Annotated in this window: 20 protein-coding genes and 2 pseudogenes; 4 read left to right on the top strand and 18 right to left on the bottom strand. The window is 71.3% G+C overall.

The window, feature by feature from the left end:
* Nucleotides 1–24: 24 nt before the first annotated feature.
* Nucleotides 25–609 (bottom strand): bifunctional pyr operon transcriptional regulator/uracil phosphoribosyltransferase PyrR, encoded by a 585-nt coding sequence (gene pyrR / locus QFZ58_RS30185; RefSeq protein ID WP_307128044.1) that lies wholly within the window; start codon nt 607–609, stop codon nt 25–27.
* Nucleotides 610–831: 222 nt separating this feature from the next.
* On the opposite strand from pyrR, the gene bldD reads away from it, so the two are divergent.
* On the top strand, nt 832–1332 hold the full coding sequence (gene bldD, locus QFZ58_RS30180) for a transcriptional regulator BldD (RefSeq protein ID WP_014157378.1): 501 nt from the start codon (nt 832–834) through the stop codon (nt 1330–1332).
* Nucleotides 1333–1515: 183 nt separating this feature from the next.
* On the opposite strand, the gene nusB is transcribed toward bldD, so the two are convergent.
* The 13 genes from nusB to QFZ58_RS30115 form a co-directional block, all read right to left on the bottom strand.
* Nucleotides 1516–1947 (bottom strand): transcription antitermination factor NusB, encoded by a 432-nt coding sequence (nusB, locus tag QFZ58_RS30175; protein WP_307128043.1) that lies wholly within the window; start codon nt 1945–1947, stop codon nt 1516–1518.
* Nucleotides 1948–1949: 2 nt separating this feature from the next.
* Nucleotides 1950–2516, bottom strand: coding sequence for an elongation factor P (efp, locus tag QFZ58_RS30170; protein ID WP_307128042.1), 567 nt, complete (start codon nt 2514–2516; stop codon nt 1950–1952).
* A 49-nt stretch (nt 2517–2565) separates the two neighbouring features.
* Nucleotides 2566–3672, bottom strand: a complete 1107-nt coding sequence (locus tag QFZ58_RS30165) for a M24 family metallopeptidase (RefSeq protein ID WP_307128041.1) — start codon at nt 3670–3672, stop codon at nt 2566–2568.
* An 80-nt stretch (nt 3673–3752) separates the two neighbouring features.
* Nucleotides 3753–4601, bottom strand: coding sequence for a Pro-rich N-terminal domain-containing protein (locus QFZ58_RS30160; protein ID WP_307128040.1), 849 nt, complete (start codon nt 4599–4601; stop codon nt 3753–3755).
* Nucleotides 4602–4708: 107 nt separating this feature from the next.
* A complete protein-coding gene (gene aroQ / locus QFZ58_RS30155) occupies nt 4709–5152 on the bottom strand; it encodes a type II 3-dehydroquinate dehydratase (RefSeq protein WP_307128039.1) in 444 nt (147 codons plus the stop codon).
* Complete coding sequence (gene aroB, locus QFZ58_RS30150) at nt 5149–6795, bottom strand: 3-dehydroquinate synthase (RefSeq protein WP_307128038.1); 1647 nt, start codon at nt 6793–6795, stop codon at nt 5149–5151. Before aroB ends, aroQ begins: the two co-directional genes overlap by 4 nt.
* Nucleotides 6792–7976: a chorismate synthase gene (gene aroC, locus QFZ58_RS30145; RefSeq protein WP_307128037.1), complete on the bottom strand. Its 1185-nt coding sequence runs from the start codon at nt 7974–7976 to the stop codon at nt 6792–6794. Before aroC ends, aroB begins: the two co-directional genes overlap by 4 nt.
* A gap of 153 nt (nt 7977–8129) precedes the next feature.
* Nucleotides 8130–8966 (bottom strand): shikimate dehydrogenase, encoded by an 837-nt coding sequence (locus QFZ58_RS30140; protein ID WP_307128036.1) that lies wholly within the window; start codon nt 8964–8966, stop codon nt 8130–8132.
* The gene (mltG, locus tag QFZ58_RS30135; RefSeq protein ID WP_307128035.1) at nt 8953–10755 is read right to left on the bottom strand and encodes an endolytic transglycosylase MltG; all 1803 of its coding nucleotides are present in this window, start codon (nt 10753–10755) and stop codon (nt 8953–8955) included. Before mltG ends, QFZ58_RS30140 begins: the two co-directional genes overlap by 14 nt.
* A gap of 99 nt (nt 10756–10854) precedes the next feature.
* Complete coding sequence (ruvX, locus tag QFZ58_RS30130; protein WP_307129043.1) at nt 10855–11328, bottom strand: Holliday junction resolvase RuvX; 474 nt, start codon at nt 11326–11328, stop codon at nt 10855–10857.
* Nucleotides 11329–11336: 8 nt separating this feature from the next.
* Nucleotides 11337–14006: an alanine--tRNA ligase gene (gene alaS / locus QFZ58_RS30125; protein WP_307128034.1), complete on the bottom strand. Its 2670-nt coding sequence runs from the start codon at nt 14004–14006 to the stop codon at nt 11337–11339.
* Nucleotides 14006–14350, bottom strand: coding sequence for a DUF6167 family protein (locus QFZ58_RS30120; RefSeq protein WP_307128033.1), 345 nt, complete (start codon nt 14348–14350; stop codon nt 14006–14008). The genes alaS and QFZ58_RS30120 overlap by 1 nt, the downstream gene beginning before the upstream one ends.
* A gap of 7 nt (nt 14351–14357) precedes the next feature.
* Nucleotides 14358–14804, bottom strand: a complete 447-nt coding sequence (locus QFZ58_RS30115; protein ID WP_307129042.1) for a DUF948 domain-containing protein — start codon at nt 14802–14804, stop codon at nt 14358–14360.
* A gap of 227 nt (nt 14805–15031) precedes the next feature.
* Here QFZ58_RS30115 and QFZ58_RS30110 point away from each other — a divergent pair.
* Nucleotides 15032–17216, top strand: a pseudogene (locus QFZ58_RS30110) (AAA family ATPase).
* A gap of 14 nt (nt 17217–17230) precedes the next feature.
* Here QFZ58_RS30110 and rpsD read toward each other — a convergent pair.
* A complete protein-coding gene (gene rpsD, locus QFZ58_RS30105) occupies nt 17231–17845 on the bottom strand; it encodes a 30S ribosomal protein S4 (RefSeq protein WP_185301908.1) in 615 nt (204 codons plus the stop codon).
* 183 nt (nt 17846–18028) lie between these two features.
* On the opposite strand from rpsD, the pseudogene QFZ58_RS30100 reads away from it, so the two are divergent.
* Nucleotides 18029–18436: pseudogene (locus QFZ58_RS30100) on the top strand (DUF2470 domain-containing protein); the annotation flags it as partial.
* A gap of 16 nt (nt 18437–18452) precedes the next feature.
* Here the strand turns inward: QFZ58_RS30100 and QFZ58_RS30095 are convergent.
* Nucleotides 18453–19826: a replication-associated recombination protein A gene (locus QFZ58_RS30095; protein WP_307128032.1), complete on the bottom strand. Its 1374-nt coding sequence runs from the start codon at nt 19824–19826 to the stop codon at nt 18453–18455.
* Nucleotides 19827–19869: 43 nt separating this feature from the next.
* Complete coding sequence (locus tag QFZ58_RS30090; protein WP_307128031.1) at nt 19870–20517, bottom strand: vitamin K epoxide reductase family protein; 648 nt, start codon at nt 20515–20517, stop codon at nt 19870–19872.
* A gap of 74 nt (nt 20518–20591) precedes the next feature.
* Here QFZ58_RS30090 and QFZ58_RS30085 point away from each other — a divergent pair, with 74 nt between their 5' ends.
* On the top strand, nt 20592–20891 hold the full coding sequence (locus tag QFZ58_RS30085) for a hypothetical protein (protein WP_307128030.1): 300 nt from the start codon (nt 20592–20594) through the stop codon (nt 20889–20891).
* Nucleotides 20892–20970: 79 nt separating this feature from the next.
* Here QFZ58_RS30085 and hisS read toward each other — a convergent pair whose 3' ends face one another.
* Nucleotides 20971–22233: a histidine--tRNA ligase gene (hisS, locus tag QFZ58_RS30080; protein WP_307128029.1), complete on the bottom strand. Its 1263-nt coding sequence runs from the start codon at nt 22231–22233 to the stop codon at nt 20971–20973.
* Nucleotides 22234–22243: the final 10 nt, after the last annotated feature.

Raw genomic sequence — 22243 nt, 5'->3', positions numbered from 1 at the left:
GCCGGTGCGGCGTACGGACGGAAGCTACTGCTCGCCTGCCGGGACGGTCTGCTCGACGCCGAGCAGCACGGCGTCGCGGCCGTCCTCCTCGGCGAGCTGGACCTTGACCGTCTCCCGCAGCGACGTGGGGAGGTTCTTGCCGACGTAGTCGGCGCGGATCGGGAGTTCGCGGTGGCCGCGGTCGACGAGGACCGCGAGCTGCACGGCACGGGGCCGGCCGATGTCGCCGAGCGCGTCGAGTGCGGCGCGGATCGTGCGGCCGGAGAAGAGCACGTCGTCGACCAGGACGACCAGCCTGCCCTCGATCCCCTCGCCGGGGATCTCCGTGCGGGCCAGAGCACGCGCCGGGCGCATCCGCAGGTCGTCGCGGTACATGGTGATGTCGAGTGAGCCGACCGGCGTACTGCGTCCGGTGATCTCCTCCAGCTTCCCGGCGAGCCGGCGTGCGAGGTAGACCCCGCGCGTCGGGATGCCGAGCAGCACCACGTCGTCGGCGCCCTTGGCGCGTTCGACGATCTCGTGGGCGATGCGGGTCAGGACACGGGCGACGTCGGGAGCCTCGAGTACGGGGCGTGCCGCGTTGCCGGTGCGGTCGTGCTGTGCGTCCATAAGAAACGGACCTCCTTCTCCGCCTCACTGGACGGACGTTAAAGGACGTCGGATTTGCGTCATCCACGGTACCAGGGCGTGTGCGGGCACATGGCGGCGCCCCCGGGAGGCACAGTCCGGACCTTTCGGCTTGACGCAGCCAAGTAACGCTGCGTAACCTCACAGTGAGTTACCAGCCACGCGGTTGAGCCGCAAGAAATGTTCCAGCGTCCGGGGAGCCTCATGTCCAGCGAATACGCAAAACAGCTCGGGGCCAAGCTCCGCGCCATCCGCACCCAGCAGGGCCTTTCCCTCCACGGCGTGGAGGAGAAGTCCCAGGGCCGCTGGAAGGCCGTCGTGGTCGGTTCCTACGAGCGCGGCGACCGCGCCGTGACCGTGCAGCGCCTCGCCGAGCTGGCGGACTTCTACGGCGTCCCCGTGCAGGAACTCCTGCCCGGCACGACGCCCGGCGGAGCCGCCGAGCCGCCGCCGAAGCTCGTCCTGGACCTGGAGCGGCTCGCCCACGTCCCGCCGGAGAAGGCCGGACCGCTGCAGCGTTACGCGGCGACGATCCAGAGCCAGCGTGGCGACTACAACGGCAAGGTGCTGTCGATCCGCCAGGACGACCTGCGCACCCTGGCCGTGATCTACGACCAGTCGCCTTCGGTGCTCACGGAGCAACTGATCAGCTGGGGTGTGCTGGACGCGGACGCGCGTCGCGCGGTGGCCCACGACGAGGGCTGACCCGCCCCCGCAGAAACGTACCGCCGGGTGGGCGGGGTCCTGAGGACCCCGCCCACCCGGCGTTTTCCGTCGTGCCGGAGGCTGACGCTCCTCCGCCGCCGTCCGGGGCGCCTCCCCCGGCACGCCGAAGGGCCCACGGTCATGGCGACCGTGGGCCCTTCGTTCGGCTGAACGCACCGTCGGCTACTGCTCCCGGCGGAGATTCGGCTTGAGGTCCTTGAAACGGGCCAGCAGGCCGTTCACGAAGGACGGGGAGTCGTCCGTGGAGAACTCCTTGGCGAGCTGGACCGCCTCGTCGATCACCACGGCGTCGGGCGTGGAGTCCGCCCAGATCAGCTCGTACGCACCGAGCCGCAGGATGCTCCGGTCGACGACCGGCATGCGGTCGATCTCCCAGTCCACGGCGTAGGTGACGATGAGGTCGTCGATCCGGTCCGCGTACTGCGCGTACCCCTCGACGAGTTCCATGGTGAATTCGCCGACCGGCGGCTGGCGCTCGTCGGTCCGCGAGAGCCGTACCCAGTCCGCGAGGACCGTCTGCACGGACTCGCCGCGCTGGTCGGCCTCGAAGAGGATCTGGAAGGCGCGTTTGCGGGCCTTGTTCCGGGCAGCCACGGTTAGCTGTTCACCCGGCCGAGGTAATCGCCCGTACGGGTGTCGACCTTGATCTTCTCACCGGTGGTGATGAAGAGCGGGACGCCGATCTCGTAGTCGGTCTCCAGGGTGGCGGGCTTAGTGCCGCCGGTGGAGCGGTCGCCCTGCACGCCCGGGTCCGTGTGCTTGACGGTCAGCTCGACGGCGGCCGGCAGCTCGACGTAGAGCACCTCGCCCTCGTGCTGGGCCACGGAGGCGGTGAAGCCCTCGATCAGGAAGTTGGCGGCGTCGCCGACGGCCTTGCGGTCGACCATGAGCTGGTCGTACGTGTCCATGTCCATGAAGACGAAGTACTCGCCGTCCATGTACGAGAACTGCATGTCCCGGCGGTCGATGGTGGCCGTTTCGACCTTCACGCCGGCGTTGAACGTCTTGTCGACGACCTTGCCGGACAGCACGTTCTTGAGCTTGGTGCGCACGAAGGCCGGGCCCTTGCCGGGCTTGACGTGCTGGAACTCGACGACGGACCAGAGCTGGCCTCCGTCGAGCTTGAGCACCAGGCCGTTCTTGAGGTCGTTCGTGGAAGCCACGGTTGCGGAATCTCCTGGACTGAAGCTGGTGGACGACCGAGGATGCGCGCTAGAGCGCGAGCAGCTCCTTGGTCGTAATGGTGAGTAGCTCGGGTCCGCCGTCCGCCTCGGGGCGTACGACGAGCGTGTCATCGATCCGGACACCGCCCCGGCCCGGGAGGTGGACCCCCGGTTCGACGGTGACCGGCACACAAGCGTCCAGTTTACCCATGGCTGTCGGTGCCAACTGCGGGTCCTCGTCGATTTCCAGTCCGACACCGTGCCCGGTGCAGGGCTGGAGGCCGTCCGCGTGGCCCGCGGAGTCCAGGAGCTGGCGGACCGCGCGGTCCACGTCACGGTAGGCCGCCCCCGGCACGAGAGCTTCCCGTCCGGCCCGCTGAGCGGCGAAAACGAGGTCGTAGAGCTCGATCTGCCAGTCCGCGGGAGCGGTGCCGATGACGAACGTCCGGCCGATCTCGCACCGGTAGCCGCGATAGTTGGCACCCAGGCAGACGGAGAGGAAATCGCCTTCCTCGACCCTTCGGTCGGAGGGTCTGTGGCGGCCCTGGCCCGAGTGGGGGCCCGTCCCCACGGAGGTGGGGAAGGCCGGGCCGTCGGCGCCGTGGTCCACCAGGCGGCGTTCGAGCTCCAGGGCCAGGTGGCGCTCGGTGCGGCCCACCAGGATCGATTCCAGCAGCTCGCCGAGGGCCTGGTCGGTGATCTCCGCGGCGATCCGCAGACAGGCGATCTCCTCCTCGTCCTTGACGATCCGCAGCTGCTCCACCGTGGAGCCGAGGTCGGCCAGGCGCAGGTGGGGGGCGACGGAGTGCATCGCGCGGTGCCGGGCGACCGTCAGGTCGTGTTCCTCCACGGCGAGGGAGCCCACGTCCAGCGAGGCCGCGAGCCCGGCGGCCGCGACGACCGGATCGCCGTCGGAGGCGGGCAGGACGGTCAGCCGGAGCTGCTCGTCGGGGTGCCCCGGGGCGGGGTCGGCGGCCGGGAGCCGGGGGCAGAGCAGGACGTCCTCGCCCGGGCCGAGCAGCAGCACGGCGCCGGGCGGGGCCGCGCCCGCGAGATAGCGGACATTGGCGGGGCGGGAGACCAGGGCGGCCGCAGAACCGGCGGCGGCGTACCGGTCACGCAGCAGCCCGCGTCGGACGGCGTACACCTCTGACATGTGCTCGAGCCTACGAGCGTGGGTCCCGGCCCGCCCGGTCAGCGCATCCGACCGGGGACCCCGCCCGTCCGCCGGTGCCGCTACCAGGCCGGCGGGCTGGCCATGGAGCGGGCCAGGACGTCGTCGAGGACCCGGGCGGTCGTCTCGACGTCGTAGGTCGAGTTGTCGATGATCGGGAGTCCCGAGCCGTACCAGCCGGCCATCCGGCCGTGGATCCGGGCGACTTCCTCGTCGGCGAGGCGCCGGTTGCCGCTGCGGGCCGCGTTGCGCTCCAGGACGACCTCCAGGCCGGGCAGGAGGACGACGGGCAGCAGCCCCGGCCCGACGTGGCGTTTCCAGCCGCCGAGGCCGACGACGGGCCGGTCGGGGAAGACCGCGTCGTCGAGGATGCAGGAGATGCCGTTGGCCAGGAAGTTGCGGGCGGCGAAGCCGCAGGTGCGGCGGGCCAGGCGGTACTGGGCCTCGGAGTGGTCGTTCCACCCGGCCTGCGGGTCGGCGAAGCCGGAGCAGACCCACTCGCGGACGTCGTCGAGGGAGACGTGCGCGGTGGGGACGCGGCGGCGGCCCGCCCAGAGTTTGGCGACCGTGGTCTTGCCGGCGCCCGCGGGACCGATCAGGAGCACGGCGAGGGTCGCGGTGCCGGTGCCCGGCTCGGCGAGCGGCGCGGGCAGCGGTACGGGTCCACCGGGCGGGAGCTGGACGTGCCCGGTCGTCTCCCGCGAAGGCGGGGCGGGGGCGTGCAGGGGCACCGGCCCGGGGCCCTGCGGCGCGGGCGGGGCCGGCGGCGGACCGGGCCGGGTCCGGCCCTGGGGCGCGGGCGGTATCGGGGGCGGCGGCCCCGGTGGGCCGGGGTGCTGGGCCTGGTGCGTCCACGGCCCGTTACCGGGACCGTGGGGCGGCGGCAGCGGGGCCCCCACTGCGTGCTGCATCCGGTGCCACTCCGTCTCGTGCAGGCAACTGGCGCTGGTCGACGGCAACCGTACCTTCCCCGGCCGCCACGCGGTGAACGGCCGGGGAGGGTGCGAAGTGCCCGGTCTCAGTCCGTCAGTTCACCGGCGAGCGCCCGCAGGGCGAGCCGGTAGGAGCCGATGCCGAATCCTGCCACGGTGCCGGTGGCCACGGGAGCGACCACGGAGGTGTGGCGGAATTCCTCCCGTGCGTACGGATTCGAGATGTGCACCTCGATCAGCGGGGCGGTGCGCTGGGCTGCCGCGTCCCGCATGCCGTACGAGTAGTGCGTGAACGCACCGGGGTTGAGGACGACCGGGATCGCCCCGTCCGCCGCCTCGTGCAGCCAGCGGATCAGCTCGCCCTCGTCGTTGGTCTCCCGGACGTCGACGTCGAAGCCGAGCTCCTTGCCGAGGGTCCGGCAGGTGTCGACGAGACCGGCGTACGAGGTCGCCCCGTAGACATCGGGCTCACGGGAGCCCAGGCGCCCGAGGTTGGGGCCGTTGAGCACGAAGACCCTGCGGGTGCTCACGCGGAGACCTCCCCGAAGGCGGCCAGCAGGACCGCCGGGTCGGGCCCCTCGAGCACGGTCGGCTTCCCGATGCCGTCCAGGACGATGAAGCGCAGCAGGTCGCCGCGTGACTTCTTGTCGATCTTCATGTTCTCCAGCAGCTTGGGCCACTGGTCGCCGCGGTAGGTGAGCGGCAGTCCGACCGACTCCAGGACGGCGCGGTGCCGGTCGGCGGTGGCGTCGTCGAGGCGTCCCGCGAGCCGGCCGAGCTCGGCGGCGAAGACCATGCCGACCGAGACGGCTGCGCCGTGGCGCCACTTGTAGCGCTCGTTCTTCTCGATGGCGTGGGCGAGGGTGTGCCCGTAGTTGAGGATCTCCCTCGGGCCGGACTCCTTGAGGTCGCTGGAGACGACCTCGGCCTTGACCCGGATGGACCGCTCGATCAGCTCCGCGGTGTGCGGCCCGGCGGGCGTACGGGCGCCTTCCGGGTCGGCCTCGACGAGGTCGAGGATGACGGGGTCGGCGATGAAGCCGGCCTTGATGATCTCGGCCATGCCGGAGACGTAGTCGTGGACCGGCAGCGAGTCGAGCGCGGCGAGGTCGCAGAGCACCCCGGCCGGCGGGTGGAAGGCGCCGACGAGGTTCTTGCCCTCGGCGGTGTTGATGCCGGTCTTGCCGCCGACCGCGGCGTCGACCATGGCGAGCACGGTCGTCGGTACGGCGATCCAGCGGACCCCGCGCAGCCAGGAGGCGGCGACGAAGCCGGCGACGTCGGTGGTGGCGCCCCCGCCGACGCCGACGATGACGTCGGTGCGGGTGAACCCGGTCTGTCCGAGCGCCTTCCAGCAGTAGGCGGCGACCTCGACGGTCTTGGCCTCCTCCGCGTTGGGCAGCTGGATCGCGATGGCCTCGTAGCCCTGGTCGGCGAGGTCCTGACGGACCGCCTCACCGGTCTCGGCGAGCGCCTCGGGGTGCAGGACGGCGACCCGCTTGGCGCGGTCGCCGATGAGGTTGGGCAGCTCGCCGAGGAGGCGGCGGCCGACGAGCACCTCGTACGGGTCGGTTCCTGCCGTGCCGGCGATCTGGATGCGCGTGGTGCCCTGCTCGGTCATGCGTGTGGTCTCCCGGCCGGACGGCGCGGGCTCGCCCGTGCGCTCCGGCAGTTCCGTAACGTCGAGGATCGCCCGGGCGACCTCTTCGGCAGTGCGGTCGTCGGTGGCGACGACCGCGCGGGCCACCTCTTCGTAGAGGTGGCGCCTGGCGTCCATGAGCTCGCGCCACTGACGCCGCGGGTTGACGGCCAGCAGCGGGCGGGCGGTGTTCAGCCCGACCCGCCTGACGGCCTCGTCCACCTCCATCGAGAGGTAGACCACCTGGTGGCCGGCGAGCAGGGTACGGGTCGCCTCGTCGAGGACGGCGCCGCCGCCGAGCGCGAGGACGCCCGCGTGCTCGGCGATCGCGTCCTGTACGGCCTGCCGCTCCAGGGCCCGGAAGTGCTCCTCGCCCTCGTCGAAGAAGATTTCGGAGATCGGCTTGCCCGCCATGGCCACGACGTCCGCGTCGGTGTCGCGGTACGTGGTGCCGAGCTGCTCGGCGAGCAGCTCGCCCACCGTGGACTTCCCGACCCCCATGGGGCCGACGAGGACGATCAGCGGGCCGCTCACCGGATCTGGAGGTGGGAGAGGTAGGACTGCACGTTGCGGTGGGTCTCGGCGACGCTGTCGCCGCCGAACTTCTCCGCGACCGCGTCGGCCAGCACCAGGGCGACCATCGCCTCCGCCACGATCCCGGCCGCGGGCACGGCGCAGACGTCGGAGCGCTGGTGGTGGGCCTTGGCCGCCTCACCCGTGACGACGTCGATCGTGGCGAGTGCGCGGGGCACGGTGGCGATGGGCTTCATCGCCGCGCGCACGCGGAGCAGCTCGCCGGTGGTCAGACCGCCTTCCGTGCCGCCGGAGCGGCCGGAGGTGCGCTTGATGCCGTTCTCGGTGGCGACGATCTCGTCGTGCGCCTTCGAACCCGGCACCCGGGCCAGGTCGAAGCCGTCGCCGACTTCGACGCCCTTGATGGCCTGGATGCCCATCAGGGCGGCGGCGAGGCGGGCGTCGAGGCGGCGGTCCCAGTGCACGTGCGAGCCGAGGCCGACGGGCACACCGTAGGCGAGCACCTCGACGACTCCGCCGAGGGTGTCGCCGTCCTTGTGGGCCTGGTCGATCTCCGCGACCATCGCCTTGGACGCGTCGGCGTCCAGGCAGCGCACGGGGTCGGCGTCGAGCCGCTCGACGTCGGAGGGCTTCGGGTAGACGCCGTAGGGCGCCTTGGCCGCTGCCAGCTCGACGACGTGGGAGACGATCTCGATGCCCGCGGTCTCCTTGAGGTAGGAGCGGGCGACGGCACCGAGCGCGACGCGGGCCGCGGTCTCCCGGGCGCTGGCGCGCTCCAGGATCGGCCGGGCCTCGTCGAAGCCGTACTTCTGCATCCCGGCGAGGTCGGCGTGACCTGGCCGGGGGCGGGTCAGCGGGGCGTTGCGGGCCAGGGCGGCGAGCACGTCCGGGTCGACCGGATCGGCCGACATGACCTGCTCCCACTTGGGCCACTCGGTGTTGCCCACCATGACGGCGACGGGCGAGCCCATGGTGCGCCCGTGCCGGACGCCGCCGAGGAAGGTCACCTCGTCCCGCTCGAACTTCATCCGCGCGCCGCGCCCGTAACCGAGCCGTCGCCGGGCGAGCGCGTCCGCCACCATCTCCGTGGTGACGGGGATACCGGCGGGAAGACCCTCCAGCGTCGCCACCAGTGCGGGGCCGTGCGACTCCCCCGCGGTCAGCCAGCGCAACCTGCTCAACGGTGCTCCTATGCTCGCGCCTGGAAATCCAACGGCGCGACCGGGTGCGCGGCCCTGGCCCGCCACCCCCGATCCTCCCACGACCGGGGCGCGGACCGGCCGCCGGTCCAGCAGACGGACGTTCCGGCGGCGGGTGGACCGGACGGGGAACCCTCAGTGCGCCCGTGCGGCGAGGGCCTGCTCGCCGGCCGCGCGCATGACGGCGAGCGGTGCGTCGCGCCCGGTCATCTGTTCCACCTGGAAGACGGCCTGGTGCACCAGGAGGTCGAGGCCTCCGACGACGTTCGCCCCGGTCGCCGACCAGCGGGAGGCCAGGACGGTCGGCCAGGGTTCGTACAGCACGTCGAACAGGGTGCCGGGTGCGTCGGGTACGGACTCCGCCAGCGCGTCCGTCGCACCGGCCGGTGTCGTGGCGATCACCAGGGGGGCGAGCAGCGCCTCGTCAGCCGTGGCCCAGTCCGCGATCCGGACGTCGACGCCGAGGCGCTCGCCCCAGCCGCGCATCTCGTCGGCGCGGGCCGCGCTGCGCACGTAGGTCGTCACCGGCCCCGTGCAGATCTGCGAGAGGGCGGCCAGGGCCGAGGAGGCCGTGGCGCCGGCGCCGAGGACCGCGGCGGACTCCACCGTGCCGAGGCCGCGTTCCCGCAGGGCCGCGATCATGCCGGGGATGTCGGTGTTGTCGCCCAGCCTCCGGCCGTCCTCGGTGAGGACTACGGTGTTGACCGCTTCGACCGAGGCCGCGGCCCCGGTGATCTCGTCCAGCAGCGGGATGACCGCCCGCTTGAGCGGCATCGTCAGGGAGAGCCCGGCCCAGGAGGCGTCCAGGCCCTCGACGAAGCCGGGGAGCGCCGCCTCGTCCACCTCGAACCGACCGTACGACCAGGCGTCGAGGCCGAGCTTCGCGTACGCGGCCCGGTGCAGGACCGGGGAGAGGGAGTGGGCGATGGGTGAGCCGAGGACGGCCGCCCTGTGAGCCTCATTCGAGGGCATCGAACTTGTCCTTGAGTTTCAGGAAGTCGTCGTAGGTCTTGGCGAACTCGGTCTTGTGCTGCCCGTCGGTGGCCACGAAGTAGATCCAGCCGTCCGCCGTCGGATTCAGTGCGGCCGTCAGCGCCTCGGTGCCCGGGTTGCCGATGGGGCCAGGCGTGAGGCCACGCTGCGTATAGGTGTTGTACGGGTCCTTGTTCTTGTGGATCTCGGACACGCTGATATTGATCTTGCTCTGCTTCTTGAGGTAATTGAACGTCGAGTCGAACTGCAGCAACTGATTCGTCTCGGTGTTGGTGGGCTTGAGACGGTTGTAGACGACCTCACTCATCTTCCGGAAGTCATCGTGCGTCTTACCCTCGGCCTGGACGAGGCTCGCGACGGTGAGCACCTGCCAGGGACCGTCCAGGTCGTACTTCTCGGCAGCTGCTTGCAGATCGAGCTTCTCGTACTCGGCACTGGCCCGGCCGACCATCTTCTTCAGCACGGCCTCGGGCTTCGTGCCCTTGGAGACCGGATAGGTGGCCGGGTAGAGGAAGCCTTCCAGCGGATCCTTTATGACCGGGTCGTTGTCCGCCCAGTCGGGAAGACCGAGGCTGCCCGCATTCGTCTCGGCGACCCCCGCGGTCGTCCCGATTTTGAGGCCCAGCCTTTTGTCGATGTCCTCGTACACGGTGGCGTTGCGTGCACCGGGACGAACCATCAGACCGTTCTGGCTCTTCGGGTTCAGCATCAATTGGATGGCGCTGTCGGCGGACATCTCCTTCTTCAGGAGATAGACGCCGGCCTGCAGGGACTTGCCCCTGCTGTTTCCGTTCTGGGCCGAGATGAAGGCGTCCGCCGATTTGACGACGCCGGCCTTCTTCAGGATGTTCGCGATCTCGTTCCCGAGCGCGCCCTCGGGGATCTCCACCTCGACCGAGCCCGTGCCGTCACCCGCGTAGTCGGGGGCCTCGCCGAACTGGTTCTGGTAGTACGAGTAGCCGACGTAGGCCAAGCCGCCGAGGCCGCCGACGAGCACCACGGCCACGCCCAGGCAGGCGCAGCCGTTGCGGCTCTTCTTCTTGCCCTTGCCCCGGCGCTCGCCGCCGCCCCTGCGGGGTTCGCGCGGGTCGCCGTCGCTCTCGTCCTCGTCGTCGCGGGAGCGGGGGCCTCGCGCGTCACGGGTGCCGGCCGGTTCGTCCGCACCGGTGAAGAAAGGATGCGTCTCCTCCTGCGGCACGTCCGGGTCCCAGTCCGGGTTCTGCTGCGGGTGCTCCTGGCGCTGGGACTGCTCGGGCTGCTGGGGCGCCTGCTCGCGGCGGCCGGGGGGCTGCGGCGGCGGGTAGGCCTCGGCGGTGCCGTAGTAGTCGGCCTGCCGGCCGTAGCCACCCTGGGTGCTGTCGTAGGGGGGCTGCGGCTCGTACGGCATCGCCTGCTGCTGACCGGTGTCCCAGCCGCCGTCGTACTGCGGGCGAGGGGGCTGCTGGGCGTACGGGTCGTGCGGGGTGCCGTACTGCTGATGGCCCTGGGCGGCGTACGGATCCTGCTGGTGCTGCCCGCCGCCGTACGGGTCGTCCTGCTGGTGCTGCTGCGCGTAAGGATCCTGCTGGTGCTGCTGCTGGTGCGCGTACGGGTCCTGCTGGTAGCCCTGCTGGGCGTACGGGTCCTGCGCGGAGGGCTGCTGCTGACCTTCGTACTGGCCCTGGCCGGGGTCGTGGGCGGCCTGCCGGCCTCCCCATCCCTGGTCCCCGTAAAGCGGGTCCTCGGGATGCCACGGTTCGGAGCCGGGGCCCCGGCCATACTCAGTCATCGATCCCCTAAAGCCGCGAGACGCGTTCCGTCTCTTCGCTTAGCTGTGCGGTGCCTGTTCGAACACCGGCGCATCGCGCGGAACGTTACCGTATCGCGATCAGACAACCACTTCGACGCCCTCGCCCGGCGCAGTGCCTGACGCCCGTTCGGACTCCAGAGCGTTCTGGAGGATCACCACAGCGGCAGCCTGGTCGATGACAGAACGGCCCTTCTTGGACTTCACGCCCGAGGCCCGCAGCCCTTGACTGGCCGTCACTGTGGTCATCCTCTCGTCCACGAGACGCACGGGGACCGGTGCGATCGCGCGGGCGAAGACCTGGGCGAAGGCCCGGACCTTGACGGCGGCAGGACCTTCGCCGCCGCCGAGGGAGCGAGGCAGGCCGACGATGACCTCGATCGGCTCGTACTCCTCGACGAGTCGGCCGAGCCGCCGGTGGGCGGCCGGGACGTCGCGTCCCGGCACGGTCTCCACCGGCGTGGCGAGGATCCCGTCGGGGTCGCACGAGGCGACCCCGATACGGGCGTCCCCGACGTCGATCGCGAGTCGGCGTCCACGCCGCATCCGCGGCATGTCCGGCGTCACGCCGTCTCGGTGACGAGGCGTTCGACTGCGGCGACGGCGTCGCCGATGGCCTCCGGGTTCTGACCGCCGCCCTGGGCGACGTCCGGCTTGCCGCCGCCACCGCCACCGAGGGTCTTGGCTGCGGTGCGGACCAGGTCACCGGCCTTGAGGCCGCGCTCGCGGGCGGCCTCGTTGGTGGCGATGACGGTCAGCGGGCGGCCGTTGGCCGTGGTGAACAGGGCCACGACGGCCGGGCGGCCGCCCTGGATGCGCCCGCGCACGTCGAGGACCAGCTTGCGCAGGTCGTCGGCCGACGTGCCGTCGGGCACCTGCCCGGTGACCAGGGCGACGCCCCGGACGTCCCGGGCCGACTCCACGAGTCCGGCGGCGGCCTGGAGGACCTTCTCCGCGCGGAACTTCTCGATCTCCTTCTCGGCGTCCTTGAGCTTGCCGAGCATGCCGGAGATCTTCTCCGGGAGCTCTTCGGGACGGCCCTTGAGGAGCTCCTGGAGCTGGGCGACGACCGTGTGCTCCTTGGCGAGGAAGTTGTACGCGTCGACCCCGACGAGGGCCTCGATGCGGCGCACGCCGGAGCCGATGGACGACTCGCCGAGCAGCTTCACCAGGCCCAGCTGGGAGGTGTTGCGGACGTGCGTACCGCCGCACAGCTCCTTGGAGAAGTCGCCGATGGTGACGACGCGGACCCGCTCGCCGTACTTCTCGCCGAACTCCGCGATGGCGCCCTGCTTCTTGGCGTCGTCGATGGACATGACCTCGGCCTGGACGTCGAGCTCCCGGGAGAGGACCTCGTTGATCTTCTGCTCCACGTCGGTCAGGACCGTGCCGGGTACGGCGGCGGGCGAACCGAAGTCGAAGCGGAAGCGTCCTGGCGAGTTCTCCGAACCGGCCTGGGCGGCCGTCGGGCCGAGGGCGTCGCGCAGGGCCTGGTGCGTGAGGTGCGTGGCGCTGTGGGCGCGGGCGATGGCGCGGCGGCGGGTGTTGTCGATGGCGGCGAAGGCGGAGGCGCCGACCGTCACCTCGCCGACCTGGACCGAGCCCTTGTGGACGGAGACGCCCGGGACGGGCTGCTGCACGTCGCGGACCTGGATGACTGCGCCGGTCTCGAGCCTGATCCGGCCCTGGTCGGCGAGCTGGCCGCCGCCCTCGGCGTAGAAGGGGGTGCGGTCGAGGACGACCTCGACCTCGTCGCCCTCGGTGGCGGCGGGCGAGGGCACGCCGTCGACGAGCAGTCCGACGATCTTCGACTCGCCCTCGACGGAGGTGTAGCCGGTGAACTCGGTGACGCCCGAGTTGTCGGCGACCTCACGGTAGGCGGACAGGTCGGCGTGCCCGGTCTTCTTGGCCTTGGCGTCGGCCTTGGCGCGCTCCCGCTGCTCCTTCATCAGGCGGCGGAAGCCGTCCTCGTCGACGGAGAGGCCCTGTTCGGCGGCCATCTCCAGCGTGAGGTCGATCGGGAAGCCCCAGGTGTCGTGGAGCAGGAACGCCTTGTCCCCGGCCAGGACCTTGCCGCCAGAGGCCTTGGTCTCGGTGACGGCGGTGTCGAGGATGTTCGTGCCGCCCTTGAGGGCCTTGAGGAAGGCGGCTTCCTCGGCGAGGGCCACGGTCTCGATGCGCTTGCGGTCGGTGATCAGCTCGGGGTACTGCTGCCCCATCGTGTCGACGACGACGTCGACCAGTTCGCGGACGACCGGTCCGGTGGCGCCCATCAGCCGCATGTTGCGGATGGCGCGGCGCATGATGCGGCGCAGGACGTAGCCACGGCCCTCGTTGCCGGGGGTGACCCCGTCGCCGATGAGCATCACCGAGGTGCGGATGTGGTCGGCGACGACGCGGAGGGAGACGTCGGATCCGTGCTCGGCGCCGTAGCGCACACCGGTGAGCTCGGTGGCCTTGTCCATGACGACGCGCAGGGTGTCGGTCTCGTACATGTTCTGCACGTCCTGCAGGATCATGGCGAGGCGCTCGAGGCCGAGACCGGTGTCGATGTTCTTCGACGGCAGGTCCCCGAGGATCGGGAAGTCCTCCTTGCCGTCGCCGGCACCGCGCTCGTACTGCATGAAGACCAGGTTCCAGATCTCCACGTAGCGCTCGTCGTTGACGGCGGGGCCGCCCTCGGCACCGAACTCGGGGCCGCGGTCGTAGTTGATCTCCGAGCACGGGCCGCAGGGGCCGGGGACGCCCATGGACCAGAAGTTGTCCTTCTTGCCCAGGCGCTGGATGCGCTCGGCCGGGACGCCGATCTTCTCGCGCCAGATCTGTTCGGCCTCGTCGTCGTCCAGGTAGACCGTGATCCACAGACGCTCGGGGTCGAGGCCGAAGCCGCCGTCCGCCACGGGGGTCGTGAGGGCCTCCCAGGCGAACTGGATGGCGCCTTCCTTGAAGTAGTCGCCGAAGGAGAAGTTGCCGCACATCTGGAAGAACGTGCCGTGCCGGGTGGTCTTGCCGACCTCTTCGATGTCCGGCGTGCGGACGCACTTCTGCACGCTGGTGACGCGCGGGGCGGGCGGCTTGACCTCGCCGAGGAAGTAGGGCTTGAAGGGGACCATGCCCGCGGGGACCAGCAGCAGAGTCGGGTCGTCCGCGATGAGCGACGCCGAAGGCACGGCGGTGTGGCCGCGCTCCTCGAAGAAGCTCAGCCAGCGGCGGCGAATTTCAGCCGACTCCATCAGTGGTCCTCATTCCGGTTGTCCGAGTTGTAGGGGAGCGTGCGGTACGTGGCGGCGCGGCGCGTCTCGGCCGCTTCGACGGCGACCGGGGAAACGGCCGGGAGTTCGGGATCGACCGGCGCCTGCAGGCCCAGCGCACCGCCCAGTTCGGCCTCGCGCCTGACCATGCCCTCGCGCACGTCGAGCGCGAAGTCCTTGAGCCTGTGACCCGCCTCGATCGCCTTGTCGGCGGCCTGCGCCGCGAGGCTCTCCGGAGTCAGCTGCCTGATCTTGCGGTTGACCTTGGTGGTGGCCCAGACACCGGCGGCTGCGCCGGCGGTGAACCAGAACGTACGGCGGAACATCGCTGCGTCAGTCCTTCTGTCCGCGGGAGCTACGGCCGTTCCGCTTCCTGCGGGCGGACGGCACGGTACGGCCGACGATCACCGTGCGGCGGGGGGTGCGGCGGTCCGGCTCCGGCTCGGGCGCGGTGCGCCGGCCGAGTGCCTGGCGCACCCCGTAGCCGAACGCGGCCACCTTCACGAGCGGGCCGCCGAAGGTGGAGGCGACGGTGGTGGAGAGCGCGGAGGCGTTGGAGGTGACCTCCTGCACGTCGCTCGCGATGGCATCGACCTTGTCGAGCTGGGTCTGCGCGGACCGCAGGGTCGCGGAGGCGTCGGCGAGCAGCGGCACGGCCTGCTCGGTCACGTCCGCCACCAGCGCGGTGGTCGCCCTGAGCGTCTGGGCCAGCCTCACCAGCACCACGGCCAGGAAGGAGACCAGGATCGCCCAGAAGACGGCCACCAGGATCCCGGCCACCTCTCCACCGGACACAGTGCACCGCTCTCTGCTCGTCGCTCGCTCCGGCCGGGGCGTGTCCCGGCCTGCCCGACCGGCCGTGCGCGTCCTGCCACCCAGGCCGATCGTCGTTCCTCGAGCCTATCGCGCCGGGCGTCACCCGCCGTACCGCATTACGCGCGGGCGGGGCGGCCCCGGAAGCAGCAAGATTGTACGGAGAGCTTACGTGCCAGTACTCTGCGTGTTTCATGCGACGCCCTCAGCGCCCCTCCCCCGCGTCCGGCGCCCCGGAGCCCCCGTCCCCCGCCGTCCACGGCAATCTCCCGGCCGAACTGAACGTGTTCGTGGGCCGCGACGACGAGCTCCGCGAAGCCGATTCGCTCCTGAGGGAGTCCCGGCTCCTGACGGTGTCGGGGGTTGCCGGGGTGGGCAAGACCCGTTTCGTCGCCCGGATCGCGGCCCGCGTGGAGAAACGGTACTGCGACGGGGTCTGGATGGCCGAGCTCTCGACCGTCCATGATGCGGCACTCGTGGAGCACGCCCTCGTCGAGGCGCTGGGCCTGACCGACCACACCGGCAGGCCGCCCCGCGACGCGTTGGTCGAACACTGCGCCGGGCGCCGGCTCCTCCTGGTGATCGACGGCTTCGAGCACCTGATCGACGCCTGCGCCGGACTCGTCCGGGAACTGCTGCGCCGGGCCCCCGGTCTCCAGGTCCTCGCCGCCGGGCGCCGTCCCCTGCGGGTGGACGGTGAGCTCGCCTTCACCCTGGCGACGATGGCGGACGACGACGCGATGGAGCTCTTCGCGCAGCGGGCCCGCACGGTGCAGCCGGGGTTTCCGGCTGCACGACGGCAACCGGGACGCCGCCCGGGAGCTGTGCCGGCGCCTGGACGGGATCCCGCTCGCCCTGGAGCTGGCCGCGGGGCGGATGCGGGCCCTGTCGGTGGAACAGGTGCTGAGCCGGCTCGACGACAGGTTCCGGCTGCTGACGGGCGGCAGCCGGGGGGCGCTGCCGCGCCACCAGACGCTGCGCACGGCCGTCGGCTGGAGCCATGAGCTGTGCGCTCCCGGGCAGCGGCTGCTGTGGGCCCGGCTCTCGGTGTTCGCCGGGCAGTTCGACCTGGAGGCCGTCGAGTACATCTGCAGCGGTCCTGACCTGCCGGCGGACTCGGTGCTGGACGTGCTCGACGAGCTGATCGCCCAGTCGGTCGTGGAGCGCGAGGACTCGGGCGCCGGCAGCCGCTACCGGCTGCTGGACACCGTGCGGGAGTACGGCGCCGAGTGGCTGAACGCCACCGGGGACACCCGCCGGCTGCGGCGCAGGCACCGCGACTGGTTCCTGGGGCTCGCCACCTGGTGCGAGCTCGACTGGTTCGGCCCGAGGCAGGCGGAGGTCGCGGCGCGTATCGACAGCGAACTGCCCAATCTGCGCCGGGCCATGGAGTGCTCGATGGAGAGCGCCGACGAGGTCCATCTCGCCCAGTACCTGGCGGGCACGCTCTGGTTCTACTGGGTGGGCTGCGGCCGGCTCTCGGAGGGCCGCCACTGGCTCGACCATGTACTGGAGGAGGAGTCCGCGTACGATCCGTCGCGGCTCAAGGCCCTGTGGGTGCTCGGGTACGTCGCCGTGCTGCAGGGGGACCCGGCCGGTGCGATGTCGGCCCTGCGGGAGTGCCGGGAGGAGGGGGAACTCTCCGGGGACGCGTCCGCCGTCGCCTACGCGGTCCACCGCACGGGCTGCCTCGCGCTCGTCACGGACGATCCGGCGCGCGCCGAGGATCTGTTCCACGACGCCCTGGCCCGCTACCGGGCGATCGGAGAGCTGAACAGCAACGTGCTCATGGCGCAGGTCGAGCTGGCGATGGCGGTGGCCTTCCGCGGGGACCTCGACGGGGCGGCGGAGATCTGCGAGGAGGTCCGCGGGGTCTGCGAGGACCACGGTGAGCGGTGGGCTCTGGCCTACTGCCTGTACGTCCTGGCGTACGCGGCGCTGGCGCGCGGGCGGCACGGGCACGCCCGGCGCATGCTCGGTGAGGCGCTGTCCATCGCGCACGCCTTCCACGACCTGCTCGGCACGGTGCTCTCGCTGGAACTGCTGGCCCTGCTCACGTCGGTCGAGGGCGACGCGGCGGAGGCGGCGGTCCTGCAGGGGGCCGCGGAGCGGATCTGGCCCTCGGTGGGCCTGCCCGTCTTCGGCTCGGCCCACTACGGCGGGCCCCGGGCCCGGTGCGAGGAGCGGGCCCGTGCGGATCTCGGCGATGCGCGGTACGAGGCGGAGCGGCGCTCGGGGGCCCTGCTGGACATGAGGGCCGCGGTGGCGCGGGCGCTCGGCAGGCCGGCCGCCGAGGAGCCGCACGGTGGGGCCGCCGGGAAGACGCGAAGGCCCGCCGCCTCCCGGACGACAGGGAGGGGCGGGCCCGAGCTCGGCTGAGCGCTACGCCTGGATCAGCGGGCGTAGTACTCGACGACGAGCTGCTCGTCGCAGATGACCGGGATTTCCTTGCGGTTGGGGTCCCGGTCCAGGCGGAAGGCCAGGGCCTTCAGGTTCACCTGGAGGTAGCGCGGGGTCTCACCGTCGGTGTCGTAACCACCCTCGCGGGCCACCTGGAAGGGGACCTTGGAGCGGCTGCGCTCGCGGACCATCACGACGTCGTCGGGACGGACGCGGAACGACGGCTTGTCGACCTTGCCACCGTTGACCTCGATGTGGCCGTGGACGACCATCTGGCGGGCCTGGTAGATGGTGCGGGCGATGCCCGAACGCAGGACCAGGGCGTCGAGACGACGCTCGAGCTCGACGACCAGCGCCTCGCCCGTCTTGCCGCCGGCCTTCTTGGCTCGGTCGTAGGCACGCGCCATCTGGCGCTCGCTGATGTCGTACTGCGCACGCAGACGCTGCTTCTCGAGCAGACGGACCTTGTAGTCCGAGTTCTGCTTGCGGCCACGGCCGTGCTCGCCCGGCGGGTAGGGGCGGGCTTCGAAGTACTTGACAGCCTTCGGCGTCAGGGCGATGCCGAGGGCACGCGACTTCTTGACCTTGGGACGCGACTGGTTAGGCACGTTCTCCAGACCTCCGTTGTAGGTTTTTTACCTTACTCAAGGAGATCGCATGTCTCGCCCTGGGAACACCACACACGTCACGGACAGCACAGACAGCGGCGGCGCATCTGAAAAGGCGCCGCTACGACGGAAGGCCGATCTGATCGTGGTCAGCCGCGTCCCAGCGGGCTTGAAAACGTTCGGTTGCCGTCAGCAGCCGAACGCACACGAACTCTCGTACAGAGTACCTGCTCCGCCGCACTGCTCGTACCAGGCCTGGTGGTGAGCCCCCAGGACCGGTCGATGCCGGACAGCAGGACAGTGGGTCCGAAGGCGATCTGCTCCTCGGTTGCCCCGCCGATTCCCCGCTCGTACGGGCCGCGAGCCACGCGCAGGGCGATGGCCGGGCCGCTGTGCTGGAGATCACCGATGTCGCCCCCGTCTCCGTACCGCACGGTCCGTGGCCGGGCCCGCATCGCCGGCCGGCTCACCCGCGTCCCGGGTTGGGCGGGGCCGGGCCGGTCGGTGCTGAGGCCGGAGATCGCCGAAGTGTCCGTGGAGGATCTGTGGGGCGCCGAAGAGGTCGGCCCTGCGCTCTTCGAAGCGGCGTCCTGCTGAGCGGGGGCGGTCAGGACGGTGCCGTACCGCCCGCTTCGCCGCGGCCGAGCCGCTCGCGGACCCGGTCGGCCACATCGGCGTACCGCGCCTCCGCGCCGTAGCGCGTGGGTTCGTAGTAGCGCCTGCCGCGGACGGCGTCCGGGGCGTACTCCTGGGCGGCGATGCCGCCGGGCACGTCGTGCGGGTAGATGTAGCCCTGGGCATGGCCCAGCTTCGCCGCACCCTTGTAGTGGCCGTCGCGCAGATGCGCCGGGACCGGGCCCGCGAGCCCTCTGCGCACATCGTCCTGCGCGGCCGAGATCGCCAGGGTGGCGGCGTTGGACTTCGGGGCCAGGGCCAGCGCGATGGTGGCGTGGCTGAGGGTGAGCGCCGCCTCGGGAAAGCCGATCATCGCCACCGCCTGGGCCGCGGCCACCGCCGTGGGCAGCGCGGTCGGGTCGGCGAGGCCGATGTCCTCACTGGCGGAGATCATCAGCCGCCGGGCGATGAAACGCGGGTCCTCCCCCGCCTCGATCATCCGGGCCAGATAGTGCAGGGCGGCGTCCACGTCCGACCCCCGGATCGATTTGATCAGGGCGCTCGCCACGTCGTAATGCTGGTCGCCGTCCCGGTCGTACTTCACCGCGGCGCGGTCGACGGTCTCCTCGAGCGTCGCCAGCGTGACCTCCGGCTCGTGCTTGGCGAGGGCCGCGCCGGCCGCCGCCTCCAGTGCGGTCAGCGCACGGCGGGCGTCGCCGCCCGCGATCCGCAGCAGGTGGGCCTCGGCGGCCTCGGGCAGTGTGACCGCGCCGCCCAGGCCGCGCCCGTCGGTCAGGGCCCGGCGCAGCAGGGCGCGCAGATCCTCGTCGGTGAGCGGTTCCAGGGTGAGGAGCAGGGAGCGCGAGAGCAGCGGTGAGATGATCGAGAAGTACGGATTCTCCGTGGTGGCCGCGATGAGGGTCACCCAGCGGTTCTCCACGGCGGGCAGCAGCGAGTCCTGCTGGGCCTTGGAGAAGCGGTGGATCTCGTCGAGGAAGAGGACCGTCTCCTTGCCGAACCCCCCGGTGGCGCGGCGGGCGCCCTCGATGACGGCCCGCACCTCCTTCACGCCCGCGGTGATGGCGGAGAGCTCGACGAAGCGCTTGTCGGTGGCCTTGCTGACCACGTACGCCAGGGTCGTCTTGCCCGTACCGGGCGGCCCCCAGAGGATCACGGAGGAGGGGCCCGCGGGCCCTCCTCCGGCCTCCCCGACGAGTCGGCGCAGCGGCGAGCCCGGCTTGAGCAGGTGCTGCTGGCCGACCACCTCGTCCAGCGTGCGAGGACGCATCCGGACAGCCAGGGGGCTGCCGGACGGATCCTTCTCCTGGCGGTCTTCGGCGGCTGCGGTAAAGAGGTCGGGCTCCACGCAGGAAGCCTATGCCACCCCACCGACAGGACCGCCGGCTCCGTCAGCTGGTCCAGAAGTCCCACCAGCGCGTCAGGATCAGCATGCCGATGATGCCGATCCAGAGCACCGGCGGCACCCAGTGGAATTCGGTGAGGCCGTTCCTGAGCCAGGCGGGGGCGGGCAGGATGCGGTGCTTGACGTTGTGCGTGGTGACGTAGCAGAACATGAGGATCGTGGCGACCCAGGCCAGGCAGCACCAGAGGCAGAGCGAGTTGATGTTGTACAGCGACTGGTACTGCAGCCAGGTGCAGAAGCCCACGCCGAACAGTGTGCCCGCGTTGAGGCCGAGCCAGTACCAGCTGCGGAAGCGTGCTCCCGCCAGGAGCGCCATACCGATGCCGATGACCACCGAGTAGGTGGCGATGCCGAGCATCGGGTTGGGGAAGCCGAAGGCGGACGCCTGCTCGCTCTTCATGATGTTGCCGCAGGCGACGACCGGGTTCAGGCTGCAGCCCGGGGTGAAGCTGGGGTCCTCGAGCAACTTGAACTTGTCGATGGTGATCACCCAGGCGGCGAGCAGCCCGGCCGCTCCCGTGATCACCAGCAGCAGCGCGAACGCGCGGCTGCCGCCGACGGTCCTCCTGCCGCTGTCCGCGCCCTGCTCCGGGTCCCGCTCGGAGGAGGAATGGTCTACCGCTGCCATCGTCATATCGCCGTTCCATCACTGAGTAGCCGGCCGGGGCACGGTCATTCTGCCGCACGGGCACCGCGCCCATCCGTTCGATGGACATAAAGGTGTACGTACCGCAGGTGCGGGGGCGGGGGCCCCGCCGGGCGCTCGCCGTGGCGGCGGGGCCGGCGGCGTACGCACCCGGCCGGCGCGCACCGGCGGGCGGTCCGCCCGCCGGGCACGGCTGCGACCTGCGGGTGCGGCACGCGGTGGAGCTGCCCGGCCTCGGCCGGGACGGGCAGGAGGGAGTGCCACGACGGACGCGTCGCGCCCGTGACCGGCGGGAACGGGAGCGCCGGTGGCCGTTCCGTTTCGAACCGTCCCAGGGGATGAACGCCTCGCCACCGGGTTGACGCTTCCAGCCCCTCCCACGCAGCAACGCACTGTGCCCGCCCGGGAACACCGGGCGGGCACAGTCACACGTGCGCGGGTTCAGGCGAGCTTGCCCCGGACGACCGCCACCAGGTCCTCGAGCGCGACCGGCTGCTGCTCCCCGGATTCCATGTCCTTGAGCTGGACGTTGCCCTCGGCGAGGTCCCGCTCACCGGCGACGACGGTGTAGCGGGCGCCGGAGCGGTTGGCGCTCTTCATCGCGCCCTTGAGCCCGCGGCCGCCGAACGCGAAGTCCGTGGCGACACCGGCCTTGCGCAACTCCGTGACCAGGGCGAAGAGCACCCGTCGCGCCTCCTCGCCGAGCGGTACCGCGTAGACACTGGTGGCGGCGGGGATCTCCAGCTCGATGCCCTCCGCCTCCAGGGCGAGCACCGTGCGGTCCACGCCGAGCGCCCAGCCGACGGACGGCAGCGCGGGGCCGCCGATCATCTCGGAGAGGCCGTCGTAGCGGCCACCGCCGCCCACCGCGGACTGGGAGCCCAGTCCGTCGTGCACGAACTCGAAGGTGGTGCGGGTGTAGTAGTCGAGGCCGCGGACCAGCTTCTCGTCGTCCTCGTACACCACGCCGGCCGCCGTCAGCAGCTCGCGGACCTCCTCGTGGTACGCCTTGCAGGCGTCGCAGAGGTAGTCGCGGAGCATCGGGGCGCCGATCAGCTGCTTCTGGACGCCGGGCCGCTTGTCGTCGAGCACCCGCAGCGGGTTGATCTCGATGCGGCGGCGGGTCTCGTCGTCGAGGTCGAGGTCGCGCAGGAAGCCCTGGAGCGCCTCGCGGTAGACCGGGCGGCACTCCTTGTCGCCCAGCGAGTTCAGCAGGATGCGGAACTGCGCGAGGCCGAGCGAACGGTAGGCCTGATCCGCCAGGATGATCAACTCGGCGTCCAGAGCCGGGTCCTCCGCGCCGATGGCCTCGGCGCCGACCTGCGAGAAGTGGCGGTAACGGCCCGCCTGCGGCTTCTCGTAGCGGTAGTACGAGCCGGAGTACCAGAGCTTGACCGGGAGGTTGCCCGCCTTGTGCAGGTTGGCTTCCAACGCGGCGCGCAGCACGGACGCGGTGCCCTCGGGCCTGAGGGCGAGCTGGGAGCCGCCCTTGGTGGTGAGGGTGTACATCTCCTTGGACACGATGTCGGTGGACTCACCGACTCCGCGCGAGAACAGGGCGACGTCCTCGAAGCCGGGCGTCTCGATGTAGCCGTAGCCGGAGTTGCGCAGGGGCGCGGAGATGGCCTCGCGCACCGCCAGGAACTTCGCGGAGCGCGGCGGGGTCAGGTCGTACGTGCCCTTGGGGGCCTGGAAGGTGCTCACGGTGTTTTTC

The organism is Streptomyces sp. B1I3, from assembly GCF_030816615.1.
GTDB lineage: Bacteria > Actinomycetota > Actinomycetes > Streptomycetales > Streptomycetaceae > Streptomyces.
This window is presented reverse-complemented; position numbering and strand designations above follow the sequence as displayed.